This is a genomic window from Hymenobacter sp. R533113 (genome assembly GCF_056835965.1).
Genome location: NZ_JAKWBD010000013.1, coordinates 1,299,984 through 1,320,027, shown reverse-complemented (window position 1 = coordinate 1,320,027; position 20,044 = coordinate 1,299,984). Strand labels below are relative to the sequence as shown.

Genomic DNA, 20,044 nt, shown 5'->3' with positions numbered 1-20,044 from the left:
GAGCAGGCATTTGAATCGATCTTTAAGCGATATCACGTAGAGCTGTTTCGCTTCGCCCTGAAGCACGTCCGCCTGCCTTCCTTGGCCGAGGATATCGTGCAGGATGTGCTGCTCTATTTGTGGGAGCGCCGGCAGGAACTGACTGTCACTACTTCGCTTAAGGCTTGCCTGATGGCCGCCGTGAAGCACCGCGCGCTGGATTCCCAGCTTCCTTCCTTTAGCTTATCCCTGGTCATGAAGAACGAGGCAAACTGGGACCTGCTGGCTAAATACATGGCCGGCGAATGCACCGAAGCTGAGCAGCAGCAGGTTGCGGAGTGGCAGCAGGCCGATAAGCGCAATCAGCAGCTGTTTGAGCATCTGGCGCGGGTGTGGGAACAGTCGCCCCAGGAATATGCGCACGCCCAGCCCGATTCGCAGGCGCTCTGGCAACGTCTGCAGGCTGGTATGCGGCGTGAGCAGCAGCCTTTCGTGGCGGTTCATACTACCGAGCCCGAATCCAACACTTCCTCGACGCGGACGTTGGTGCCCCAGTGGCAGCAGTGGGGAATGCGCATTGCTGCTTCCATCCTCCTTATCCTAGGGCTCGGTACGGGAGCGTATTACTGGCAGCACCAACCCGCCGCTTTCATCACGCAGCAAACCCAAACCCAGCAGCAAAAAGTCCTGACCCTGCCCGACGGGACGAAGGTGTGGCTCAACGAAGGCAGCAAGCTCTCATACCCTGCCGCGTTTGCAGACCAGCGTCGGGAGGTGACGCTGGAAGGGGAGGCTTATTTTGAAGTAACCCATCTGCGCCAGAATCAACCCTTCGTAATACAAGCCAACGGAACCGAGACGACGGTGCTGGGCACCTCTTTTAACGTGGAAGCTTATGCCACCGCTGGGGTGAGTGTGAGCGTAGTAGCTGGGCGGGTGAAGCTGGCCCACGCTGGCCAGGATGCCTTGCTCACGAAGGGCTGGACGGGCGTTTATGACCCAGCCAGCCAGCAAGTACGGCGCGACTCGACCAGCAATCTGAACTTCCTGGCCTGGAAAACCGGCGTGCTAGCTTTCCGCAATACCCCCGTGCAGGAAGCAGTAGCCACCCTGGCTGAGCATTACCACCGCGACATCCGCCTGCAGGACCCAGCGCTGGGCAACTGTCACTTCACGGGCACGTTTGAGCGGCAGCCTTTCGATAAAGGTAATTCAAACCCTGAGCCTCACCTTCGATGTGCAGGCCGCTACCCAAGCCGGCGCAACTACCCTGCAAGGGGGCAGCTGTCAGTAGGATACCAGCTTTCTATCCATATTCTTCATTTCCCTTATTTCATGTTTACTACCACTACCGCAGTGGGCAGGCTGCTCCGCCTTGTCTTTTTGGTGGGGTGCTGGACCAGCCTGACGGGGCTTTGCCAAGCCCAGTCCACGACCTCGCCTTTAGCGCAGCCAATTCGTCTGAGCAATCCCAATGGCACTCTGGGCAGCGTGCTGGCCGAAATCAGCCAGCAAACCCGCCTCACCTTCGGCTACAGCGACGACGTGGTAGTAGCTGCCACGCTGGTAAAAGCTCCCCAGGGAGCCCAGTCGGTTAAGAGTGTCCTGGATGCTGTATTAACGGCTAACGCCCTCACGTACACCTTGCTGGACCGGCAAATCATCATCCGTAAGAAACCCGCGGCCAGGTCCGGTAGAGTCACGTTCAGCGGGTATGTGCGCGACGCGGCGACGGGCGAAAACCTGATTGGGGTAGCCGTGGTGCAGCCGGGCACGGGCCAAGGTACGGCCACCAACACCTACGGCTTCTACTCGCTCACGCTGCCCGCCGCCGATTCGGTAGCGCTGCTGGTATCTTACCTGAGCTACGAGCAGATTCGCTGGACTTCAGCGGCCACCAGCAGCGTGACGCATAATTTCAACCTGAAGGCGGTAAGCAACGAGCTGGCGGGCGTGGAAGTAGTAGGCAGCCGGGAGGAGAAATTAGCCCAAAGTACCCGCATGGGCACCATCAACGTTCCGGTAACGCTATGGGGGGCGTTTGTCGTCGGTGCTGGATATTTCCATGAAAGAGGGCAACATGCAGGAGTTTCACGGGGAAGGCGCCATTGGCCTGGTTGCTTCCAAGCTCACCCTGGAAGGACCCATCAAGAAAGACGTGGCCTCCTTTATCGTCTCCGGCCGGCGTACTTACATTGATATTCTGGCCCGCCCGCTTATCAACGCCCAGTTTAGGACGGAGCCGGGGCAGAAAGGCACGCTAGGCTACTATTTCTACGACCTGAATGGTAAGCTCAACTGGAAAGTAAGCAGCCGCGACCGGCTTTATTTGAGCGCCTATACTGGTTCGGATGAGTTCTACGTCCGCCTCACGCAGACAGAAGGGGAAGAAACCAAGCGAAACAACTCGGACCTGGGCTGGGGCAACGTTACGGCGGCCCTTCGCTGGAATCGGGTGCTCAACGACCAGCTATTTGTCAACACCCATTTCACCTACAGTCAGTACCAGCTCAATGTGGGGGTGGAGGAACAAAGTCGCTACCGCGCCAACAATGGGCTGCGCACCGATCAGTTTAGCCTGCGCTACCTCTCCAATATCCGCGACTTCAGCCTTAAGTCGGACTTTGAGTACGCCCCCAATCCCAACCACTACGTGCGCTTTGGGGGGCAATTTATCCGCCACGCCTTTCGGCCGGGAGCTTTGCAGAGCAACAACAACACCGGGGACATCAGCAGTCAAATCAAAGCAGTAAGCAAACAGCAGGGGGACGAAGTCGGCCTTTACGTGGAAGACGACTACCGCCTGAGCGAGCGGCTGAAGGGAAATGCCGGGCTGCGGCTCAATGGGTTTTCCATCGACCACACCTTTTACCTCTCTGTTGAGCCGCGGGTAGCCGCCCGCTACCTGCTCACCGAAGACTGGTCGCTGAAAGCGTCCTACGCCCGCACTACCCAATACATTCACCTGCTCACGAACAGCGGCATCGGCCTGCCCACTGATTTGTGGGTGCCGGCCACGGCCCGCATCAAGCCCCAGCAAGCGCAGCAGCTTAGCCTGGGCGCGGCCCGCACCTTGCGCTTTAAGGATGAGGAATACGAGCTGAGCTTCGAGAGCTATTACAAGCCCATGCGCAACCTGATTGAATACCAGGAGGGGGCTAATTTCCTGGGCACTACCGATACTAATTGGGAGGAAAAGGTGACCAGCGGCAACGGCTGGGCCTACGGGGGTGAAGTATTTGTGCAGAAGAAGACGGGGCGCACGACGGGCTGGCTGGGCTACACGCTGGCCTGGAGCACGCGCCGATTTCCCGAGCTCAATCAGGGACGCCTCTTCCCCTACAAGTACGACCGCCGCCACGATGCTTCCTTGGTTATTACCCACAAGCTGCGCGACAACCTAACGCTGTCGGGCTCCTGGGTATATGGTACCGGCAATGCCACCACCCTGGCGCAGGGCCGCTTTGCCCTGGGCAACAACCCCAACTCGCTGTTCGGCACTTACCAGGACTACGGCGACCGTAACTCCTACCGCATGGCCGCTTGCCACCGCCTCGACCTCGACCTGAGTAAAACCAAAAAGAAGCGCTGGGGAGAAGTGGTAAACAGCTTCTCGCTCTACAATGCCTACAGCCGCCGCAACCCCTATTATCTCTACCTCAGCCAAGGGCAATTCGACGGGAACGGGAATGTAACCGAGGACCCTGCCTACAAGCAAATTTCGGTGTTTCCCATCATTCCCTCCTTCAGCAAAAGCTTTAAGTTCTAAGGGTAGAACTGGCCGCTTCCTTCTCTGCTCGACGTATTCGAACCGTATTACATGAACTTGTTCCAACTCAAACACCGCCCCTTGCTGGTGCTGGCTGCCTTAAGCAGGCTGACAAGCGGCTGCGAAACTTCGGTGGAAATTCCGGCGCCCGCCCATACGCCCCGGCCGGCTCTGTTTTATCTGCTGCGCAACGAGCCAACCCCCGATACGCTCTTCAAACGGACTGAAGGCTGGCTCTATGCCAGTGCTAGCCAACCAATTTTCAGCGGGCAGCGTGAGCTGGGCCGTGCCGATGCTACCGTGACCATCATGAACCAGGCGGGGGCTACGGTGGAAGCGTTTCGGCCCGCCACACTCGCCAACAGCGGCTTTTTTAACGGTCCGGGCTATTACCGCCCCGTGCGCAGAATGCGCCCGGTACCGGGCCAGACCTATACCCTCCGGGCTACCCTACCAGGGCTGGAGCCTGTGGAAAGTACGCTGACTATGCCCTTTCCCACCACTATCGTAGACGCCAGCCTTACGCCGCGTCCCCCGCTGCCTGGATTGGGCTCCAGTAGCGTCACCCCGGCCCGCCTGTCGGTAACGATTCAAGACAATGCCGCCACTACCGATTATTACTTAGCCACGGCCCGGCTCGTGGATGCCCAGGGCCGCTATGGCTCCTGGCGGCCCGTCGACCTCGACATTACGAGCCGGGAGAATACCATCGAGGTGGGCCGCTTCCAGCTGTCCCGCTCGTTCTCGGACGATTACGATATCTCGCCCTACGCCGACACCAACATCAACGGGCAGCCATTCTCCTTCACCTCCAACGTGCAATACAGTACAGAATTCTGTGCGAACGCCTCCGACAGCCCCTGCCCGACGCCGGTCTATATGGAGGTGACTATAAGTACGCTTACCCCCGATGCCTACCGCTTTTTGCTGGCCAAGCGCCGCTACGTCGATACATCGGGTAATCCATTTGCCGAGCCGGTCCAGCTATTCTCCAATATAAAGTCTGGTTTCGGCGTGTTTAGCGGTGCCACCGAAGTTAAGTACCGCATTCTGCTGCCTTAAATCCAGGGTTCTTTCACTCCAGCGACGAGAGCCATTTGCTTCCTTTTGTTATGCTTTATTCGCTTACCCGTGCAGCGGTAGCCCAACAGGTGCTGCACATTATTCGCCAACGTAAAGGCGTGCGGTCAGGCCGCCTGCGCCGGGGTAGCAGCCTGCGCCAGGAGTTAGGATTCGACCTAGTCGACATTGTCGATATTATCCTGGAGCTGGAACGCTACTTCCACATCACCATCCCCGACGAAGTGCCGCTCGCCCGTGTGGAGGACTTGGTGCTGTATGTCGCAGCGCATGCGCCCACTACGCGTCAGGTCGCTCAGCTACGCTAATTACGAAGGGCGGCTGCCTGCGGGAGCAAGCTATGGGTGCCAAGAGCTACTGTAGCCTTGGGTGTACGCTGACTGATCAGGCTGCTACTTCCGTCGCGGCTGAAGCGGCTGAAGCAGGAGTTTTGGCGGCCATGTCGAACAGCATCTCGTTCAACCTGGCGCGCAAATCGGAGGAGGACAGATTGCGAAATACCTCCCCGGCGCGTACCAGCGAAATCTGACCGGTTTCTTCGCTTACCACTAATACCACGCTATCCGTCACTTCCGAGAGGCCAATGGCGGCGCGGTGACGCAAACCCAGGGAAGCCGGCACATCGGGGTTTTCGCTGACGGGCAGAATGCAGCGGGCCGCCTTGATGCGGTTGTTGGCAATGATAACCGCACCGTCGTGCAACGGGCTGGTTTTGTTGAAGATGCTCATCAGCAAGCGTTTACTGACAGTGGCGTCAATCAGGTCACCGGATTCGGCGTAGAACTTCAGCTCTGAGGTCATGGTGAAGGCAATGAGGGCACCGGTGTTTTTGCCCGCCAGGCTTTTGGCCGCCTCTATAAACGGTGTAATACTCATGCGCTCAGCAGCTTGGTCGCTGCGGCGCCAGGGAAATACGCGTACTCTGTCGAAGGCCGTTGCTTTGCCAATGGTGAGCAGAAAGCGCCTGATTTCCTGCTGAAACAGGATAATACCAGCCAGCACGCCCACGCTCATAAATTGACCTAAAATACTGGTCAGCAGCTCCATGCCAGCGGCCTTCACCACCAGATAAAGCAGGTAAATGGACATGAAGCCCAGGAAAACCTTCAGTGCCACGCTTCCCGTCAGCAGCTTGTACAGCTGATAAAACAATACCGTGACCAGCAAGACGTCAATCACGTCTATCCAGCCGATGCGCAGGAAGCCGACGGAGAAGGAGCCAATCACGGGGAAGAGGGAATGAGGGTTTGCTGCACGAGCCGCACAGTGTGCACGGCTTCCGCTACATCATGTACGCGCAATAAACGCGCACCGTTGAGTAGAGCGACAGTATTAACGGCAATTGTGCCGGTAAGTGCGGTATCAGGCGAGAGGCCTAGTGGCTTGTATACCATCGACTTGCGTGAAAGCCCAGCTAATATCGGCAAGCCCAGCAGCGCTAGCTCGGGAAGGCGGCGCAGTAGCTCATGGCTTTGAGCCGGGGTTTTAGCGAAGCCATAACCAGGATCGAGGATTACATCCGTCACGCCGACGGCATATAAGGCAGCCAGCTTGTCGCGGAAGTAGCGCACGAGTTCCACTACGATGTCGCCTTCATAGTGCGTTTGCTGAGCCATGTTTTGGGGCGTGCCGCGCATGTGCATGAGCACGTAGGGAACCCCAAGCCGGCCCGCCGTAGCAAACATATCGGCATCGAGTGTGCCCCCGCTCACGTCGTTGATAATATCGGTGCCAATGGCTACAGCCTCGGCGGCTACATCGGCCCGGAAGGTATCAACGGACAGAAAGGCTTCGGGAAAAGCCCCCGCACTGCCTCCAGGGCCGGCAGTACGCGGGCTTTTTCTTCTTTGGTCGAAATATCCTCGGCGCCCGGCCTCGTAGAATAGCCCCCCAGATCGAGAATAGCCGCCCCTGCCCGTAGCATCGCTTCGGCCCGCCGCAGCAGGTCGTCGGTGGTGGCGATGCGGTTGCCGGCGTAGAAAGAGTCGGGGGTCAGATTCAGAATGCCCATGACCTGCGGCCGGCCCAGATCCAAGACGCGTCCGTCGCGGCAACGCAGGGTTTGCCTCGGGGAAAAACACGTATCTTTCGCGGCGGTCTGGAGCATGATAATCTAGGGTCTGAGCGCTTAGGGACTTGGTTTTAAGCAAAAAGCTGCATGGTTTCGGGCTTCTTTCAGCAGAAGTCAAAGCGAAACAAGCTTGCGCCACACTTGGGCCTAGTTCTCACTGCCCACCTACCTTCCAGGTGCCCACGTTTCCACGATTTGAAGTTCCTTAAATCTAGAGTGAAAATCTTGCAAACCCAAACCCAGCAGGAATACAACCAGATTATTGAGCAGTGCCGGGCGCTGTTTCTGGCCAAAACCCACGACTACGGCACGGCCTGGCGCATCCTGCGCTTACCCTCCGTCACTGATCAGCTGTATATCAAAGCTCAGCGCATTCGCTCCATTCAGGAAAAGGGCAAGCAGCTGGTGGCCGACGGTGTGAACGAGGAGTTCATTGCCATCATCAACTACTGCGTTATTGCCCTGATGCAGCTGCACTTGCCCGCTGAGTCGCCCCTGGATTTGCCCCCCACGGAAGTGGCCGCTGCCTACGACCGCGAAATACAAGCCAACCGGGATTTACTGTTCGCCAAAAACCACGACTACGGCGAAGCGTGGCGGCAAATGCGCGTGCCCAGCATCACCGATATTATCCTGATGAAGCTGCACCGTACCAAGCAGATTGAGGATCTGGGGGGCAAAACGCAAGTGTCGGAAGGTGTGGAAGCCAACTACCGCGATATGCTGAACTATGCCGTCTTTGCTTTGATTAAGCTGGAAGGCGAGAAAGTTGAACGAAAATAAAAGAACGTCATGCTGACGAAGGAAGCATCTCGCGTGCTGATGTAGAAGTACTATTCTTAACTACCGCGAGCGAGATGCTTCCTTCGTCAGCATGACGTCCTTTCACTTATTTCAGTTGCTACTTCCCCACCCTTTTTGTTGGTGTATGGGCTTTTAACTCCCAACTTAGTAGCCGATACCTAGCCTCTTAGCACCTTGAAGCCTGCCAGATCCAACCAATTCATGAAACTTCTCACGCGTATCTGCTGGGTGCTGCTCGGCGCTGTCTTTATTTTTTCGGGATTAATAAAGCTCAACGACCCGGTGGGCATGGGCTTGAAGCTGGAAGAGTACTTCGACGTATTTGCCCAGGATTTTGGCTCTTTCTTTCTCGCTTTCAAAGGCTTTGCCCGCACCATGGCCATTCTGCTCAGCTCCCTGGAAGTGGTGCTGGGCGTGGCCTTGCTGCTGCGCTGGCACCTGCGCAAAACCCTGCTCACGCTGCTGGTCCTGCTGGTTTTCTTCGGCTTTCTGACATTCTATTCTGCCGCCTTCAATAAGGTAACCGACTGCGGCTGCTTCGGCGACTTTATCAAGCTCACCCCTTGGCAGTCTTTCTCTAAAGACTTGTTTTTGTTGGGTTTATGGGCCGTCGTGTTCTTCAATATTCGCTACTTGCGGCGGGTGTTTGCCAAAGGCACCCTAGGCGTAATGTACATTACGGTAGCTTCGGCCGTGGCTATCGGTATTGGGGTGCGGGCTCTGGGCCACTTGCCTTACTTCGATTTTCTGCCTTATAAAGTGGGCAGCGACATCGGCGCCCTGATGAAACCGAAGGAGCAGGCGCGCTACAAATACGTGTTGGAGCGCAACGGGCAAACCCAGGAGTTCGACCAATACCCCACTGATACCACCTGGAAGTACAAAAGCATGGAGGTGCAGAACCCCGAGGCTTCCCGGCCCATCATTACCGACTTCGCCATCTTCGACGCCGACGGTAAGGACCACACCCAGGAAATACTGAAGGGCAATAAGCTGCTACTGATTGTGCAGAACACGAATAAGTCGGACCGCGACCGGTACGACCTAATTAACGCGTTGATTGCCAGCGCAAACAAGTCGTCTAATAAGCTTGAGCCGCTAGTAATTACCAGCAGCAGCCCCGCCGATATCGACGATTTTCGTCACGATGTAAACCTGTCTGCTCCCATTTATTACGCCGACGCTACCGTGCTCAAGTCCATGATCCGCTCCGATCCGGGCATTATGATTCTGCAAAACGGCGTAGTGAAAGGCAAGTACCATTACCACGACATCCCGGACCAGGAAACCGTCGATCATCTCCTGTAAGGCCGGTACTACCTTGCCACTACTCCTTGTCATCCTGAGCTTGCGAAGGACCTTATCGGATACGAACGCTTAGCGTCACAACTACTTGTTCAAGCGTGAGAAGGTCCTTCGCAAGCTCAGGATGACAAGGAGCACTCTGCACAACCTTCAAATTTTGCCCCCAGCCTATGGTTTCCTTTATACTGCGCCGTTTAGGACAAGGGGTGCTGATACTGGCCGGCGTAGCGCTCACCGTATTTTTCCTGTTCGCGGTACTGCCCGGCGACCCGGTAGCGCTGCTCGCCGGCCAGCGCTCCGACGTGGCCACCCGCGCTGCCATTGCCGCCGACCTGGGCCTTGATCAGCCACTAGCTGCGCAGCTCGTCGGGTATCTCAACGATGTGTCGCCCCTGGGCCTGCACCCGCGCGACTCGGCGGGTATAGCCAAGTACGGCGGAACGGCCTTGGTGCCGCTGGGGGGCAAAAATGCGCTGGTGCTTAAAACGCCCTATCTGCGCCGCTCGTTTCAAAGCAACAAAGACGTACTGAGCATTCTGCTCGACCACTTTACCGGCACGCTGTGGCTGGCGCTGGCTGCCATGCTGATTGCGGCCGTGCTGGGTATTCTGTTTGGGGTACTAGCCGCCGTGCGCCCCCATTCCTGGCTCGACCGCACGCTGATTACTACTTCTGTGCTAGGCATCTCGGTGCCCTCGTTTGTGGCCGGTATCCTCATCGCCATGACCTTTGGCTTCTACTGGAGCCACTGGACCGGTCTCAATCTGACCGGTCAGCTCTACGAAACCGACCCGTTCACGGGGCGCCATTTGGTACTGCGCAACTTGCTGCTGCCGGCCTTTGCGCTCGGTATTCGTCCCCTGGCCGTGATTACCCAGCTCACTCGTTCCTCTATGCTGGACGTATTAAGCCAGGATTATATCCGCACGGCGCGTGCCAAAGGTCTTTCCAGCTACCAGACTATCGTGGGCCACGCGCTCAAAAATGCGCTCAATCCGGTTATTACCGCTGTGTCGGGCTGGCTGGCTTCCCTGATGGCGGGGGCCTTTTTTATTGAATATATCTTCAACTGGAAAGGCTTAGGCACGGTAACATTACGCGCCGTCGAAAACCTTGATTTTCCGGTTGTGATGGGTGCCACCATCTTTATAGCCTTTCTCTTCGTCGTCATCAATATCGTCGTCGATGTGCTTTACGCAGTCCTTGATCCACGGGTACGATTGTCCTAAGGGGTGAGGTATCGCTTTGCTTGGGATAGTCCGATGACTATTCTCTGTATTACTTCCTTCGCTGCATGATTTCAGACACTAGCATTTACCTGATTGGCATGCCGGGCGCGGGCAAAACAACGTTGGGTAAGGCGCTAGCTACGCGCTTAGAAATGCCCTTCCGTGATCTGGACCAGGAAATTGTAGAACAAGAGGGGCGCAGTGTTCCGGAGATATTCGCAGCGGAGGGGAGACTTACTTTCGAGCCACCGAAGCGGCAGTCCTGCGGTCCTTGATAGCCGCGCAGCCGCGCATGGTGCTGGCTACGGGTGGTGGTACGCCTTGCTTTCATCAAAACTTAGACGTGCTTCTTGCCACCGGCACTACCTTTTACTTGGCTGTTCCAATATCAGAGCTGGTGCAGCGTTTGCTGCGAGCAGCTGGTACCCGTCCACTTCTGGCAACTATTCCTGACGAAACAGCCCTTTTCACCCGCTTATCTGAAACCTTAGGTTCCCGTAGTCAGTTTTACGGCCAAGCGCCATTGCGTTGTGAAGGTGTCTGTTCTGTGGATGCTGTGCTGAATATGTTGGTACGCTACCACACCACGGGTTAATCGACTGCCAAACGCGCTTTATTTGCGTTGTGGTTTGTACTTTTGCTCTGAATAAGAAGCTTATTTGTATATGAATACCGCACCCGCTACCCCACCTGATTTGAAGCCTACGCCGGTGAAAACCCCGGATGCCATCAAGCCCAAGCATAAGGGCTCGGCTCGGTTGTTTGAGAACCCGGTACTGGAAAGGCTTACGCATACCCACATTGCCCTGCCCGTGTCTATATTTATGATTACGGCGCTGGGCAGCCTGTACTACGGTCTTACGCACAACCTGATTGCGGGCGTTTCAGCCTTTGGCCTGTTTCTGCTAGGCTGGTTTCTGTTCACCTTCGCGGAGTATGCCATGCACCGCTACCTCTACCACCTGCCGGCCACTACCCCTAAGCGGGCGAAGCTGCAATACACCATGCACGGTGTACACCACGAGTTTCCGAAGGATAAAACTCGCCTGGCTATGCCGCCCATTGTGTCGGTTTTTGTGGCTTCACTGCTATTCTTCGTGTTTCGATTTGTGTTTGGCAATGCTGCTTTCGGCATCTTATCGGGCTTTATCTTCGGCTACGCCCTATACCTGTTTGTGCACTATGCCATTCATGCCTATTCCCCACCCAAGAACTTCCTGAAAGTGTGGTGGCATCACCACGCGCAGCATCACTACCGGCAAGATGAAATTGCCTTTGGCGTGAGCACAACTATATGGGACCACATCATCGGGACCATGCCCGAGCAGAAAGCCAGCAAGTAGCGTCCTTAACGATAGCTTCATCACAAAAAAGCCCCCCAATTAAACACTGGGGGGCTTTTTTGTGTAAATAAAAGACGATTAACGGCGCATCTTCCGCACCAGAAAGGCGATGAGAACTACCACGATAAACACGCCGATGAGCGCAGTCCAAGCACCGGCTTCAAAAATATCGCCTATCAGGTCGCAGCTGCTTAGTGAAAAGGTGAGCAGAATGAGAAGGCCGAAAAGAAAAGGACGGAAAGTTTTCATAGAACATTAGGCAAAAGAGGAGGAAAGCCAGCGCAAGGCCGGACCGTCTGATGATACTGTCTTAACCCGCAAAAGGTTGAGAGGTGGCCTGAAAACCAAAAATGCCCGCCGGTAAGGGCGGGCATTCTAGGTAGTGGCGCTCCCTCCTGGGCTCGAACCAGGGACCCTCTGATTAACAGTCAGATGCTCTAACCGGCTGAGCTAAGGAAGCGGTTATGGCGACTTAATCAGTCGTTGCGGGTGCAATGTTAGGGCAAAGCCATAGAAATCGCAAATGCTTTCTGCTTTTTCTTTCAGATGAATTTGCTAATTCGTGATTGTCAGCAAATTGCCAGAGAGCGAAGTAGCATATTGACGGAGCGGTCGCGGAGCGGGGCCGCCACGCACCTGGCCTTGCAGCGTGAATTGTGAGCCGCAGCAGTCATCGACCAGAAATAAGCGCGAGGCATCTACGCTCACTGTAGCGCACGCGGCATCGTAAGGACGATAAGGGCAGTTGCGCTCAAAAGCTAAGTACGTGCTGGCATTCTGGCGCACAATAATAAGCCCTCGTACGCCGCCTGGTATTTCTACGGCGCCGTTGTCGGTGCGCAGCTGTGGGTAACGTTGGTCCAGAACGCTTATGCTCTCAATAAAGCTTACAAATGGGATTAGCGGCTCCGCGCTGCTGGAATCACCGCAGCCGCCCAAGCCGAGCACAACGGTAAGCGCTAAGCTCATAAGGAGGCGCTGGGGGGCTTTTTTAGCTTGAATAGTCATAGAATCCCTTCCCCGTTTTGCGACCATGATGGCCCGCGTCTACTTTCTGCTGCTGAATACGGCTAGGCCGAAACTTGGGGTCGAAGTGAAATGCCTCGAACATAGCGCTAGTCACCGAAAAGTTGGTGTCAACACCAATCAAATCCATAAGCCGAAACGGCCCCATCCGAAAGCCGGTAGCTTCCAGCAGTTCATCTACTACGTCAAACGGTGCCACCTGCTCCTCGACCAGCTTCAGGCTCTCGACATAAAAATGCCGGGCCACCCGATTCACAATAAAGCCAGGGGCGTCGGCGGCCCGCACGGGCTGTTTGCCTAGCTTTTCAGCCAGGGCCTGCACGGCATCAGCCACGGCTGGGGCCGTAGCCACGCCGCTAATGACCTCCACAAGCGCCATAAGCGGCGCCGGATTAAAGAAGTGCATGCCCACGACGCGCTCCGGATGAGGAACTGCCGCCGCTAGCCGCGTTATTGGCAGCGATGAAGTATTGGAGGCCAGAATGGTTTGAGGGGCATTTTGGGTAGCTAGTTTCTGAAAAAGCTCATGCTTTATATTCAGCTTCTCCACCACGGCCTCAATAATTAAATCGGCCCGTACAATGGCTAAATCGGTGGTAGGACGGAGGCGGGCCAGGGCAGCTTCGCGTTTTGCGGGGGGCATTTTTCCTTTCTCCACCAGCTTGCCCAAACCGGCCGCAATGGCTGCCTCTGCCTTAGCCAGAATATCGGCGTTCAGGTCAAATAAGATGGTTGGGAAGCCGTGCTGTACGCAAAGCTGCGCGATGCCCAGCCCCATCGTGCCCGCCCCCACTACTGCTATTGTCCTGATCTGCGGCGAAACCGATGCGCTGGCCACCGGCTGCGTGGATGCTGCGGCATTTTCGGGGGAAGTTGTCATAGCGAGTCGGGCAAAAGTAGGGGAGAGGCGGGCGTACAATCTGAGCGGATATTACAGCCCAACGATTTAGAAGTCAGTAGTTTACTAAGAGATGATTCCCTCAAACTGTCGCAGAAACCGCAGGTCATTCTCCGTGAACAAACGCAAATCCTTGATCTGATATTTTAGCATCGTAATGCGCTCAATGCCCATGCCCCAGGCATAGCCAGAGTACACTTCGGGGTCGATGCCGGAGTGCTGGAGCACGGCGGGATCGACCATGCCGCAGCCGCCAATCTCAACCCAGCCCGAGCCTTTGCAGATGTTGCAGCCCGTGCCTTTGCAGATCAAGCAGGTGATATCAATTTCGGCACTGGGCTCAGTGAAGGGGAAAAACGACGGCCGGAAGCGGATATTGATATCGGCCCCAAACATCTCCTGCACGAAGTAATACACGGTCTGCTTCAGGTCGGCGAAGCTTACGCCTTCGTCAATAAAAATACCCTCCACCTGATGAAACATCATATGAGCACGGGCCGAAATGGCCTCATTGCGGTACACGCGGCCGGGCATGATGCTGCGAATCGGTGGCGCCTGCGACTCCATCACGCGCACCTGCACGGTGCTGGTGTGGGTGCGCAACAGAAAATCCTCCTTCGGCTCGGCGGGGTTGCGGCGCACAAAGAATGTGTCCTGCATGTCGCGGGCCGGATGGTTTTCGGGGAAATTCAGGGCCGTGAAGTTGTGCCAGTCATCTTCAATTTCGGGGCCTTCTGCCACGTTGAAGCCAATGCGGGCAAAGATGCGCACCATTTCCTCACGCACCAGGCTCAGCGGATGCCGCGTACCCAATGCTTGTGGCACGGCGGGTAAAGTATAGTCGAATTTAGGGTTCTGGGGGGCATTTTCGCGGGCCGCTTTCAACTCCTGCTGACGCTGGGTAAACCGATCCTGAGCTAATTGCTTAAGCTGATTCAGCTCCTGGCCAACGGCGCGGCGCTGATCCTGGGGCACGGTTTTGAGCTGGTCGAACAGATCGGCCAGCTGGCCCTTACGGCCGGTGAAGGCCAAGCGAAACTGCTCTAGTTGCTCGGGCGTGGAAAGATCGTGGGCTTCAATGGCCGCCCGCAGCTGGGTGATGGTCTCCTGCATAGTATAGCAAAGGTACGCGTCCGGCTCAAAATCCGGTAGGTCCTATTTTGCGGCGTATCAAATCCGGGCTTCGCGAAAATTGGTACGATTGCTGCAAAAAGCTAGACAGAAACGGTATAAGACTAAACGTGGGGCGCCACCCGTTTGTCTTCCGACGGTGGCCAGAGGTTCTGGTCCGATACTCATCGCCAACTCACCCTTCCTATGAAATCTCTCTTGTTATCTGCCCTGGCGCTGGTCGCCATCTTCCATACTTCTGCCCAAGCGCAAACCAAGAACAGCACCCAGTCAACAACCAATGAGTGGTTTGAGCCAGAGGCTCCGGCTGCTCCAGTCTCTGCCGATGATGATGCTTGGGGCAGCACTACGGCCGCTCCGGCAGCCGCTGCTGAGGAAGTAACTGGCTACCGTACCGGCTGGATGAGTGCCCCCGGCATTAGCTTGAGCACCCACCAAAAGCCCACTACTGATTATTGGGGCCGTCCCTTGAAAAAGCAGGCGAAGGCCGCGAAAAAAGCCGCTACTACCGTTGCTGCCAACACGGAAACGGAAGCCGCTGCTGAAACCGACCCAATGATGCGCTCTTCCGGCGTAATGGTGGCGCCTGGTATGAGCAGCTCGCCTTACCGCGGCGTGAGCACCGATTATTGGGGTCGGCCGCTGAAGCGCAAAATTCGTCGCTCGGCATCCTCCTCTTTGGCCGCTCAGCCTGTTCCGACTCCCGCCAACGCCGACGACGATACGCCTGCTTCCTGGTAAGAATGGCAGCGCTTAAGCTTGTTGGGATTTAAGTGAGCGGAGGTTTTTTTAAATTTAATAATCCGTAGCAGCGAAGATGACCGTATAAAGAATATTATCAACTGTTTATGCGCGATGTTGCTCTCGGTCAAATCCCTTTTGTCTGTTGGCTTAATCGTGGCGCTAGGAAGTTTGCCTGCTGCTGCCCAAGCCACTAAACCCGCTAGCAGGGTGGCCGCTCGTGACACAACGCCCGCGGGGCTGAGCGAACAACCGCCCCTGCTGGATACGCAGGGCGCCTACGTGGCCCCCGGCATGACCGGCGCACCTAAGCAGGATGTGCTAACAGACTATAGGAACAGACCAATCAAAAAGAGGATTCGGGCACTGAAAAAAGAGCGTGCTATGCACAAAAAGGAAGGTTCAACCCTGTCTTCGCCCGATGCCCCCGCAGGCGGCGCGCCGCGAGAATGATAGTTTGTATTGAACCGTAATTTGAAGTGGCAGGGTGGAGTTAAAGGCTACTGTCCTGCCACTTTAAAGTATAGTCACTCTTATCCCTTGCCCAATGAAAATCAGTTTACTTACCGTCGTGGCCCTCGTGTTTATGTTTGTGGCTGAACCCACCCAGGCTCAGACTCAGACTCAGACAAAGAAGCGCACAACTACAACCACCAAAAAAACCGCCAATGGCTACCACCGTACCAGCAATGTGCGCGCGAAGCCCCGCTCCGGTGCCTACTCCCGCTACGACCGATCGGGTCGGCGCAATGAGGAAACGACAAAGCTGGCTCCCGGCATGCGCCTGAACATGCCCAGCCCGCCCACTACCGATTATATGGGACGGCCATTGAAAAAGCCCGTTGCGAAGACTGCCTCCAGCTCCTCAACGCTTTCTTCGGAGAAGACACCCGTGAAAAAAACGACGAAGGCTACTACAAAAAAGTAGCGCCAATCGCCTGATTCTCAAAGCTAAAGTTGAAGGTGTCTGAATGGTTTTTCGAATAATCGGTTACTATTCAGGCACTTTTGTGCGCGAAATCGTATTAGGGCCGTTACAACCTGTAACAGCTAACCACCTTTGCCATGCTTCGACTTGCTTTTTCAGCCCTGGTTTTAACTGCCTGTTTGGGTGGAACCAACGCGTTGGCCCAACAGCAGCCTGCTCCGGCCGCGCCCCAACCTGCTCAGCCGGCACCTAAAGCCGATGCGCCTCCCGCCACCTGGATTGCGGCGGCGGCTTACGTAGATGAGGCCGAGAGCGACCCAATATCGCGTAGTGGGGGCCAGCAGATAGCCCCAGGTTTCACGGCCGCCCCATCCCGCCGCGTAACCACTGATTACATGGGTCGGCCACTGAATAAGCCATTTAAGCGCGTACGCCGCGCAGATGCTCAACCTGCGCCGGCACCCGCCCCGGCTACCAACACGCTGGGTAACCAAACGACCACTCCGGCTCCAGCCCCCGCTCCCGCTAAGGCAACGCAGTCGGGCAGCGACTGGTAATAGCCGAAATAATTTCACAAAAAAGCCCCCCAGTGATGTATCTGGGGGGCTTTTTTGTGAAATTATTCTCTATCATCAACTAAGCATCTATTCAGCCACCGCCAGTTCCTCAACGGCTTTAGGCTGAGCCCGATAATACAGCGTGCTACAGTTCTCAGGCCGTAGAGTTTCGCGGGCGGCTTCCAGCACATGCTCGGGCGTAACGGCTTGAATACGGGCGCTTTCCTCGTTTACTAAGTTGGCATCGCCTATAAGCTTGCTGTAGGCTAGGTTCATGGCGCGATTGAGAAGCTCAATTTCGCTGAATACAATGCTGGCTTCGGCCTGGTTCTTAACTTTCTCCAGCTCCTCGGCCGTTACAGGCGTAGCTTGCAGTTCAGCTACTACGGCTTCCACGGCGGCATCGGCTTCTTCCAGGCTCACCCCGGCGTTGAGTTTGCCACTAATAACAAGCAAGCCAGGCTCCAGTGAGCCCGTGCAGGACGCGGAAATGCCATTAAATAACTGCTGATCCTTGACCAGCCGCTGATAGAGGCGTGAGGACTTGCCCCGACCCAGCACATCCGAAAGCAAATCGGCGGCGGTGTAGGCCTCATCGGCGCGGCCAGGCATGTGGTACACTTTGTAAAAAGCGCTCAGCGGCACATCGGCCGTGATTTCGAGAAAGCGCGCTTCGGTCTGGCGAGGTTCAGCTGGCAACTGACGCTCATAGCGTGGGCCGCCGGGAATGGGGCCAAACCACTTTTCGGCCAGTCGTTGAGCTTCGGCCAACGACACGGCGCCCGCAACCACCAGAATAGCGTTTTGGGGGGCATAATGCTTGGCGAAAAAGTTGCGCACATCGTCCATCACCGCGTTTTCGATATGGCTGATTTCTTTGCCAATAGTCGACCAGTTATAGGGGTGGTGCTGATAAGCCAGCGGACGCAGGCGCAGCCACACGTCGCCGTAGGGCTGGTTGAGGTAGTTTTGCTTGAACTCCTCTACTACCACTTTGCGCTGCACTTCTAAGCCATTATCGGAGAAGGCCAGGCCCAGCATCCGGTCTGATTCGAGCCAGAAGCCGGTTTCGATGTTGGCGGCGGGCAGGGTAAGGTAATAGTTGGTAATATCGGGGGAGGTGAAGGCATTATTTTCGCCCCCCACACGCTGCAAAGGCTCATCGTAGCTCGGAATATTCACTGAGCCAGAGAACATCAGATGCTCAAATAAATGGGCGAAACCTGTATGATCGGGGTCTTCATCGCGGGAGCCCACATTATAGAGCACGTTGAGCACGGCCATCGGCGTGGAGTGGTCTTCATGCACGATGCAACGGAGGCCATTGGCGAGGGTAAATTCCTGGAAGAGTATCATTAAAACCTAAGCTAAAGTCGAGTAAAAGGTAAATAGCAAACCACCAGCTGAGCTATTCGGTTCGGGTGGCTATCAGCGGCGGGCTTCCAGCCGAAACGTTACGCAGGAGTCGGTGCGGAATAGAACGCGGGTTTGGTAGTACTGTTGCCATGGCCGCCAAGCTTTCGTTCCGCAAGTCGTGACTACGCGGGGCGGAGTGGCCCACCCAACCTGCCAGGGACCCACCCGTGTAATGCGGTGGCCGTATTGCATCGTCGTGGCAGCCATATAAAACTCGGGGCTATCGTTAAACACACCGTTGTCGCCCAAGATGTACTCGCGCAGGTGGGGAAGCTGCTTGGCCTGGGCCCGCAAATGACGACCATATAACAGGGATGAATCACGCAGGGTCATATCCGTGGAGCGCCGGATGAGCATCACTTGTACGCCGTAGGGCTGCGCGGCTACCAGCAGCACCGCAGCCAGGCGCGCCGCTGCCGCAGGGCGACGGTGGTAATGAGCCGCCACGATGCGGCCCACCCAAACCAAGCCGCCGGCAGCCAGTAAGGCCAGCAACGGATACACCGGCGCATCGTACCAATCAAGCTGCGTTTTTACAAGTGATATAACCAACAAAAACATTCCGGCCACAGTGCTCAGCACCCGACTCAGCCACCAGCCTCGACTGCGGCGCGGTAGCCACCAACCTAGCCCTATACCGCCTAGCGCTGCCACCAGCCAAGCTCCAAATTTGGTTTCGGCCAGCTTACTTATATACCAGAAAAAGTGGTGGCCGTGGCCTTCCAGTTCTTCCCCGGCTGGCCCACCTACCTCATACTGCCACACGCCAGCCAGATAGCCAGGCGCAACCAGCTCACGCACAGTATACCAGGTGACACCAACCCCGATAATCAGCAAAAAAGCCCCCCAGGGAGCCACCTGGCGCAGGCGGCGGACTTGGCCTGTCAGCAAAGTAGCTAGGATGATACCCGGCCCGAATAGCAGCCCCGCAATGCCCTTCGTCAGGACGGCCAAAGCGAAGGCGGCCCCCGTTCCCCAGGCGTGGCGGGCGCGGCCGGTAGCCAGATAAGCCAGCCAACTCAGCGTGCCCAGGGTAGTCCAGAGAGTGAGCAGTGCATCGAAGTCGCCGGTGCGCGAGACGTGCAAGGTAACGTAGCCCTGCGTGGTCAGCAGAACTAAGGCGGCAAGCAAGCCTGCCCGCCAGCTGCCCAGCCAGCGGCTGCCAGCAAAGTACACGACAAGTACCGTAGCCAGGGCCGCAAGGGCGGAAGGCAGCCGCAGGGCTACTTCTGTGGCCCCTAGCAGCTTAAAGCTGAGGGCCATGAGCCACGGAGCTAAGGGCGGCTTGCTGTTCCAGAGGTCGGGCTCGCCTCGGTGGGTGAGCACCAGCCAGTTGTTGCTCCGTAGCATCTCGAGGGCATTAAGGCCGGTGCGGGCCTCATCCCACTGTTGAGCGGGTAAGCTGCCCAATAACCAGAACAAGGGTAGAGCAGAAACCGCCAGCACTAGCAGGAGCCGGGCCAGTTGGTGCGGGATGGTGGGAGCGAAGTGGGAGCGTGGCAAAAAGAATAGCTGATACAGCGTTAGTACTTAGCCGGAAAGTTGGTGAAAAACCTGGAGTTGAAAATCGTGCTGTACATAAAGACACTAAAGTCCTGATACAAGCTTTGTTACTGAACAATAGCCTGCATCAGTAGCTGCTTCAGGCCAGCATTCAGGCTCAATTTGGGTGAACTGAGGGCAAAGATAAGGGAGACTAATAGCAGGATAGCGTGCTCTTGTGCCCAAACCCGTACTTTTGGCCCCCGCTATCATTCCCTCCGTTCC

At 56.3% G+C, this 20,044-nt stretch carries 21 protein-coding genes, 1 tRNA gene and 1 pseudogene; 13 read left to right on the top strand and 10 right to left on the bottom strand.

Features of this window, described 5'->3' with window-relative positions; translation table 11 throughout:
* Window positions 1-81: 81 nt before the first annotated feature.
* Genes MKZ35_RS15035 through MKZ35_RS15020 form a run of 4 tightly spaced genes read left to right on the top strand, consistent with a single transcriptional unit; the run spans window position 82 to window position 5,136 of the window.
* A complete protein-coding gene (locus MKZ35_RS15035) occupies window positions 82-2,178 on the top strand; it encodes a FecR domain-containing protein (protein WP_482514036.1) in 2,097 nt (698 codons plus the stop codon).
* Window positions 2,060-3,748, top strand: coding sequence for a TonB-dependent receptor plug domain-containing protein (locus MKZ35_RS15030; protein WP_482514765.1), 1,689 nt, complete (start codon window positions 2,060-2,062; stop codon window positions 3,746-3,748). Before MKZ35_RS15035 ends, MKZ35_RS15030 begins: the two co-directional genes overlap by 119 nt.
* 51 nt (window positions 3,749-3,799) lie before the next feature.
* Window positions 3,800-4,810 carry a DUF4249 family protein gene (locus MKZ35_RS15025; protein ID WP_482514035.1) on the top strand — a complete coding sequence of 337 codons (1,011 nt, stop codon included), beginning with the start codon at window positions 3,800-3,802 and terminating at the stop codon, window positions 4,808-4,810.
* 50 nt (window positions 4,811-4,860) lie between these two features.
* Entirely contained in the window at window positions 4,861-5,136 is a 276-nt protein-coding gene (locus MKZ35_RS15020; RefSeq protein WP_482514034.1) for an acyl carrier protein, read from the top strand.
* Window positions 5,137-5,212: 76 nt separating this feature from the next.
* Here MKZ35_RS15020 and cdaA read toward each other — a convergent pair whose 3' ends face one another.
* From cdaA to MKZ35_RS15005, 3 genes are read right to left on the bottom strand one after another with little or no spacing between them, the layout of a single operon-like run.
* Window positions 5,213-6,055, bottom strand: coding sequence for a diadenylate cyclase CdaA (cdaA, locus tag MKZ35_RS15015; RefSeq protein WP_482514033.1), 843 nt, complete (start codon window positions 6,053-6,055; stop codon window positions 5,213-5,215).
* Window positions 6,052-6,612 carry a dihydropteroate synthase gene (gene folP, locus MKZ35_RS15010; RefSeq protein WP_482514764.1) on the bottom strand — a complete coding sequence of 187 codons (561 nt, stop codon included), beginning with the start codon at window positions 6,610-6,612 and terminating at the stop codon, window positions 6,052-6,054. The genes cdaA and folP overlap by 4 nt, the downstream gene beginning before the upstream one ends.
* Window positions 6,582-6,935, bottom strand: a complete 354-nt coding sequence (locus MKZ35_RS15005; RefSeq protein ID WP_482514032.1) for a dihydropteroate synthase — start codon at window positions 6,933-6,935, stop codon at window positions 6,582-6,584. The genes folP and MKZ35_RS15005 overlap by 31 nt, the downstream gene beginning before the upstream one ends.
* 189 nt (window positions 6,936-7,124) lie before the next feature.
* Here MKZ35_RS15005 and MKZ35_RS15000 point away from each other — a divergent pair, with 189 nt between their 5' ends.
* From MKZ35_RS15000 to MKZ35_RS14980, 5 genes and pseudogenes are all read left to right on the top strand, one after another.
* A complete protein-coding gene (locus MKZ35_RS15000) occupies window positions 7,125-7,682 on the top strand; it encodes a DUF1599 domain-containing protein (RefSeq protein ID WP_482514763.1) in 558 nt (185 codons plus the stop codon).
* Window positions 7,683-7,904: 222 nt separating this feature from the next.
* Window positions 7,905-9,011: a BT_3928 family protein gene (locus MKZ35_RS14995; RefSeq protein ID WP_482514031.1), complete on the top strand. Its 1,107-nt coding sequence runs from the start codon at window positions 7,905-7,907 to the stop codon at window positions 9,009-9,011.
* Window positions 9,012-9,178: 167 nt separating this feature from the next.
* Entirely contained in the window at window positions 9,179-10,237 is a 1,059-nt protein-coding gene (locus MKZ35_RS14990) for an ABC transporter permease (RefSeq protein WP_482514030.1), read from the top strand.
* Window positions 10,238-10,302: 65 nt separating this feature from the next.
* A pseudogene (locus MKZ35_RS14985) lies at window positions 10,303-10,832 on the top strand (shikimate kinase).
* A gap of 70 nt (window positions 10,833-10,902) precedes the next feature.
* Window positions 10,903-11,580, top strand: a complete 678-nt coding sequence (locus MKZ35_RS14980; protein ID WP_482514029.1) for a sterol desaturase family protein — start codon at window positions 10,903-10,905, stop codon at window positions 11,578-11,580.
* Between the two features lie 78 nt (window positions 11,581-11,658).
* Here the strand turns inward: MKZ35_RS14980 and MKZ35_RS14975 are convergent, their stop codons facing one another.
* The 5 genes from MKZ35_RS14975 to pheS form a co-directional block, all read right to left on the bottom strand.
* Window positions 11,659-11,829, bottom strand: a complete 171-nt coding sequence (locus MKZ35_RS14975; RefSeq protein WP_482514028.1) for a hypothetical protein — start codon at window positions 11,827-11,829, stop codon at window positions 11,659-11,661.
* A gap of 134 nt (window positions 11,830-11,963) precedes the next feature.
* Window positions 11,964-12,040 (bottom strand) — tRNA-Asn (locus tag MKZ35_RS14970).
* 95 nt (window positions 12,041-12,135) lie between these two features.
* Window positions 12,136-12,588, bottom strand: a complete 453-nt coding sequence (locus MKZ35_RS14965; RefSeq protein ID WP_482514027.1) for a hypothetical protein — start codon at window positions 12,586-12,588, stop codon at window positions 12,136-12,138.
* Complete coding sequence (locus tag MKZ35_RS14960) at window positions 12,572-13,486, bottom strand: 3-hydroxyacyl-CoA dehydrogenase NAD-binding domain-containing protein (RefSeq protein ID WP_482514026.1); 915 nt, start codon at window positions 13,484-13,486, stop codon at window positions 12,572-12,574. The genes MKZ35_RS14965 and MKZ35_RS14960 overlap by 17 nt, the downstream gene beginning before the upstream one ends.
* Before the next feature lie 84 nt (window positions 13,487-13,570).
* Window positions 13,571-14,617 (bottom strand): phenylalanine--tRNA ligase subunit alpha, encoded by a 1,047-nt coding sequence (gene pheS / locus MKZ35_RS14955; RefSeq protein ID WP_482514025.1) that lies wholly within the window; start codon window positions 14,615-14,617, stop codon window positions 13,571-13,573.
* Window positions 14,618-14,821: 204 nt separating this feature from the next.
* Between pheS and MKZ35_RS14950 the strand changes: the two genes are divergently transcribed.
* From MKZ35_RS14950 to MKZ35_RS14935, 4 genes are all read left to right on the top strand, one after another.
* Window positions 14,822-15,376, top strand: a complete 555-nt coding sequence (locus MKZ35_RS14950; protein WP_482514024.1) for a hypothetical protein — start codon at window positions 14,822-14,824, stop codon at window positions 15,374-15,376.
* Window positions 15,377-15,514: 138 nt separating this feature from the next.
* Window positions 15,515-15,829 carry a hypothetical protein gene (locus tag MKZ35_RS14945; protein WP_482514023.1) on the top strand — a complete coding sequence of 105 codons (315 nt, stop codon included), beginning with the start codon at window positions 15,515-15,517 and terminating at the stop codon, window positions 15,827-15,829.
* Window positions 15,830-15,923: 94 nt separating this feature from the next.
* Window positions 15,924-16,304: a hypothetical protein gene (locus MKZ35_RS14940; RefSeq protein ID WP_482514022.1), complete on the top strand. Its 381-nt coding sequence runs from the start codon at window positions 15,924-15,926 to the stop codon at window positions 16,302-16,304.
* Window positions 16,305-16,441: 137 nt separating this feature from the next.
* The gene (locus tag MKZ35_RS14935; protein ID WP_482514021.1) at window positions 16,442-16,861 is read left to right on the top strand and encodes a hypothetical protein; all 420 of its coding nucleotides are present in this window, start codon (window positions 16,442-16,444) and stop codon (window positions 16,859-16,861) included.
* 87 nt (window positions 16,862-16,948) lie between these two features.
* Here the strand turns inward: MKZ35_RS14935 and MKZ35_RS14930 are convergent, their stop codons facing one another.
* Together MKZ35_RS14930 and MKZ35_RS14925 are read right to left on the bottom strand one after the other, a co-directional pair.
* Window positions 16,949-18,217, bottom strand: a complete 1,269-nt coding sequence (locus MKZ35_RS14930; protein ID WP_482514020.1) for a M16 family metallopeptidase — start codon at window positions 18,215-18,217, stop codon at window positions 16,949-16,951.
* A gap of 72 nt (window positions 18,218-18,289) precedes the next feature.
* Window positions 18,290-19,780, bottom strand: coding sequence for an ArnT family glycosyltransferase (locus tag MKZ35_RS14925; RefSeq protein WP_482514019.1), 1,491 nt, complete (start codon window positions 19,778-19,780; stop codon window positions 18,290-18,292).
* Between the last annotated feature and the right edge of the window lie 264 nt (window positions 19,781-20,044).

Coding starts and splice junctions, on each gene's coding strand:
- MKZ35_RS15030 (WP_482514765.1), top strand. CDS start 2,060: ATGCAGGAGTTTCACGGGGAAGGCGCCATTGGCCTGGTTGCTTCCAAG.
- MKZ35_RS15025 (WP_482514035.1), top strand. CDS start 3,800: ATGAACTTGTTCCAACTCAAACACCGCCCCTTGCTGGTGCTGGCTGCC.
- MKZ35_RS15020 (WP_482514034.1), top strand. CDS start 4,861: ATGCTTTATTCGCTTACCCGTGCAGCGGTAGCCCAACAGGTGCTGCAC.
- MKZ35_RS15005 (WP_482514032.1), bottom strand. CDS start 6,935: ATGCTCCAGACCGCCGCGAAAGATACGTGTTTTTCCCCGAGGCAAACC.
- MKZ35_RS14995 (WP_482514031.1), top strand. CDS start 7,905: ATGAAACTTCTCACGCGTATCTGCTGGGTGCTGCTCGGCGCTGTCTTT.
- MKZ35_RS14990 (WP_482514030.1), top strand. CDS start 9,179: ATGGTTTCCTTTATACTGCGCCGTTTAGGACAAGGGGTGCTGATACTG.
- MKZ35_RS14980 (WP_482514029.1), top strand. CDS start 10,903: ATGAATACCGCACCCGCTACCCCACCTGATTTGAAGCCTACGCCGGTG.
- MKZ35_RS14975 (WP_482514028.1), bottom strand. CDS start 11,829: ATGAAAACTTTCCGTCCTTTTCTTTTCGGCCTTCTCATTCTGCTCACC.
- MKZ35_RS14965 (WP_482514027.1), bottom strand. CDS start 12,588: ATGACTATTCAAGCTAAAAAAGCCCCCCAGCGCCTCCTTATGAGCTTA.
- MKZ35_RS14960 (WP_482514026.1), bottom strand. CDS start 13,486: ATGACAACTTCCCCCGAAAATGCCGCAGCATCCACGCAGCCGGTGGCC.
- pheS (WP_482514025.1), bottom strand. CDS start 14,617: ATGCAGGAGACCATCACCCAGCTGCGGGCGGCCATTGAAGCCCACGAT.
- MKZ35_RS14950 (WP_482514024.1), top strand. CDS start 14,822: ATGAAATCTCTCTTGTTATCTGCCCTGGCGCTGGTCGCCATCTTCCAT.
- MKZ35_RS14940 (WP_482514022.1), top strand. CDS start 15,924: ATGAAAATCAGTTTACTTACCGTCGTGGCCCTCGTGTTTATGTTTGTG.
- MKZ35_RS14935 (WP_482514021.1), top strand. CDS start 16,442: ATGCTTCGACTTGCTTTTTCAGCCCTGGTTTTAACTGCCTGTTTGGGT.
- MKZ35_RS14930 (WP_482514020.1), bottom strand. CDS start 18,217: ATGATACTCTTCCAGGAATTTACCCTCGCCAATGGCCTCCGTTGCATC.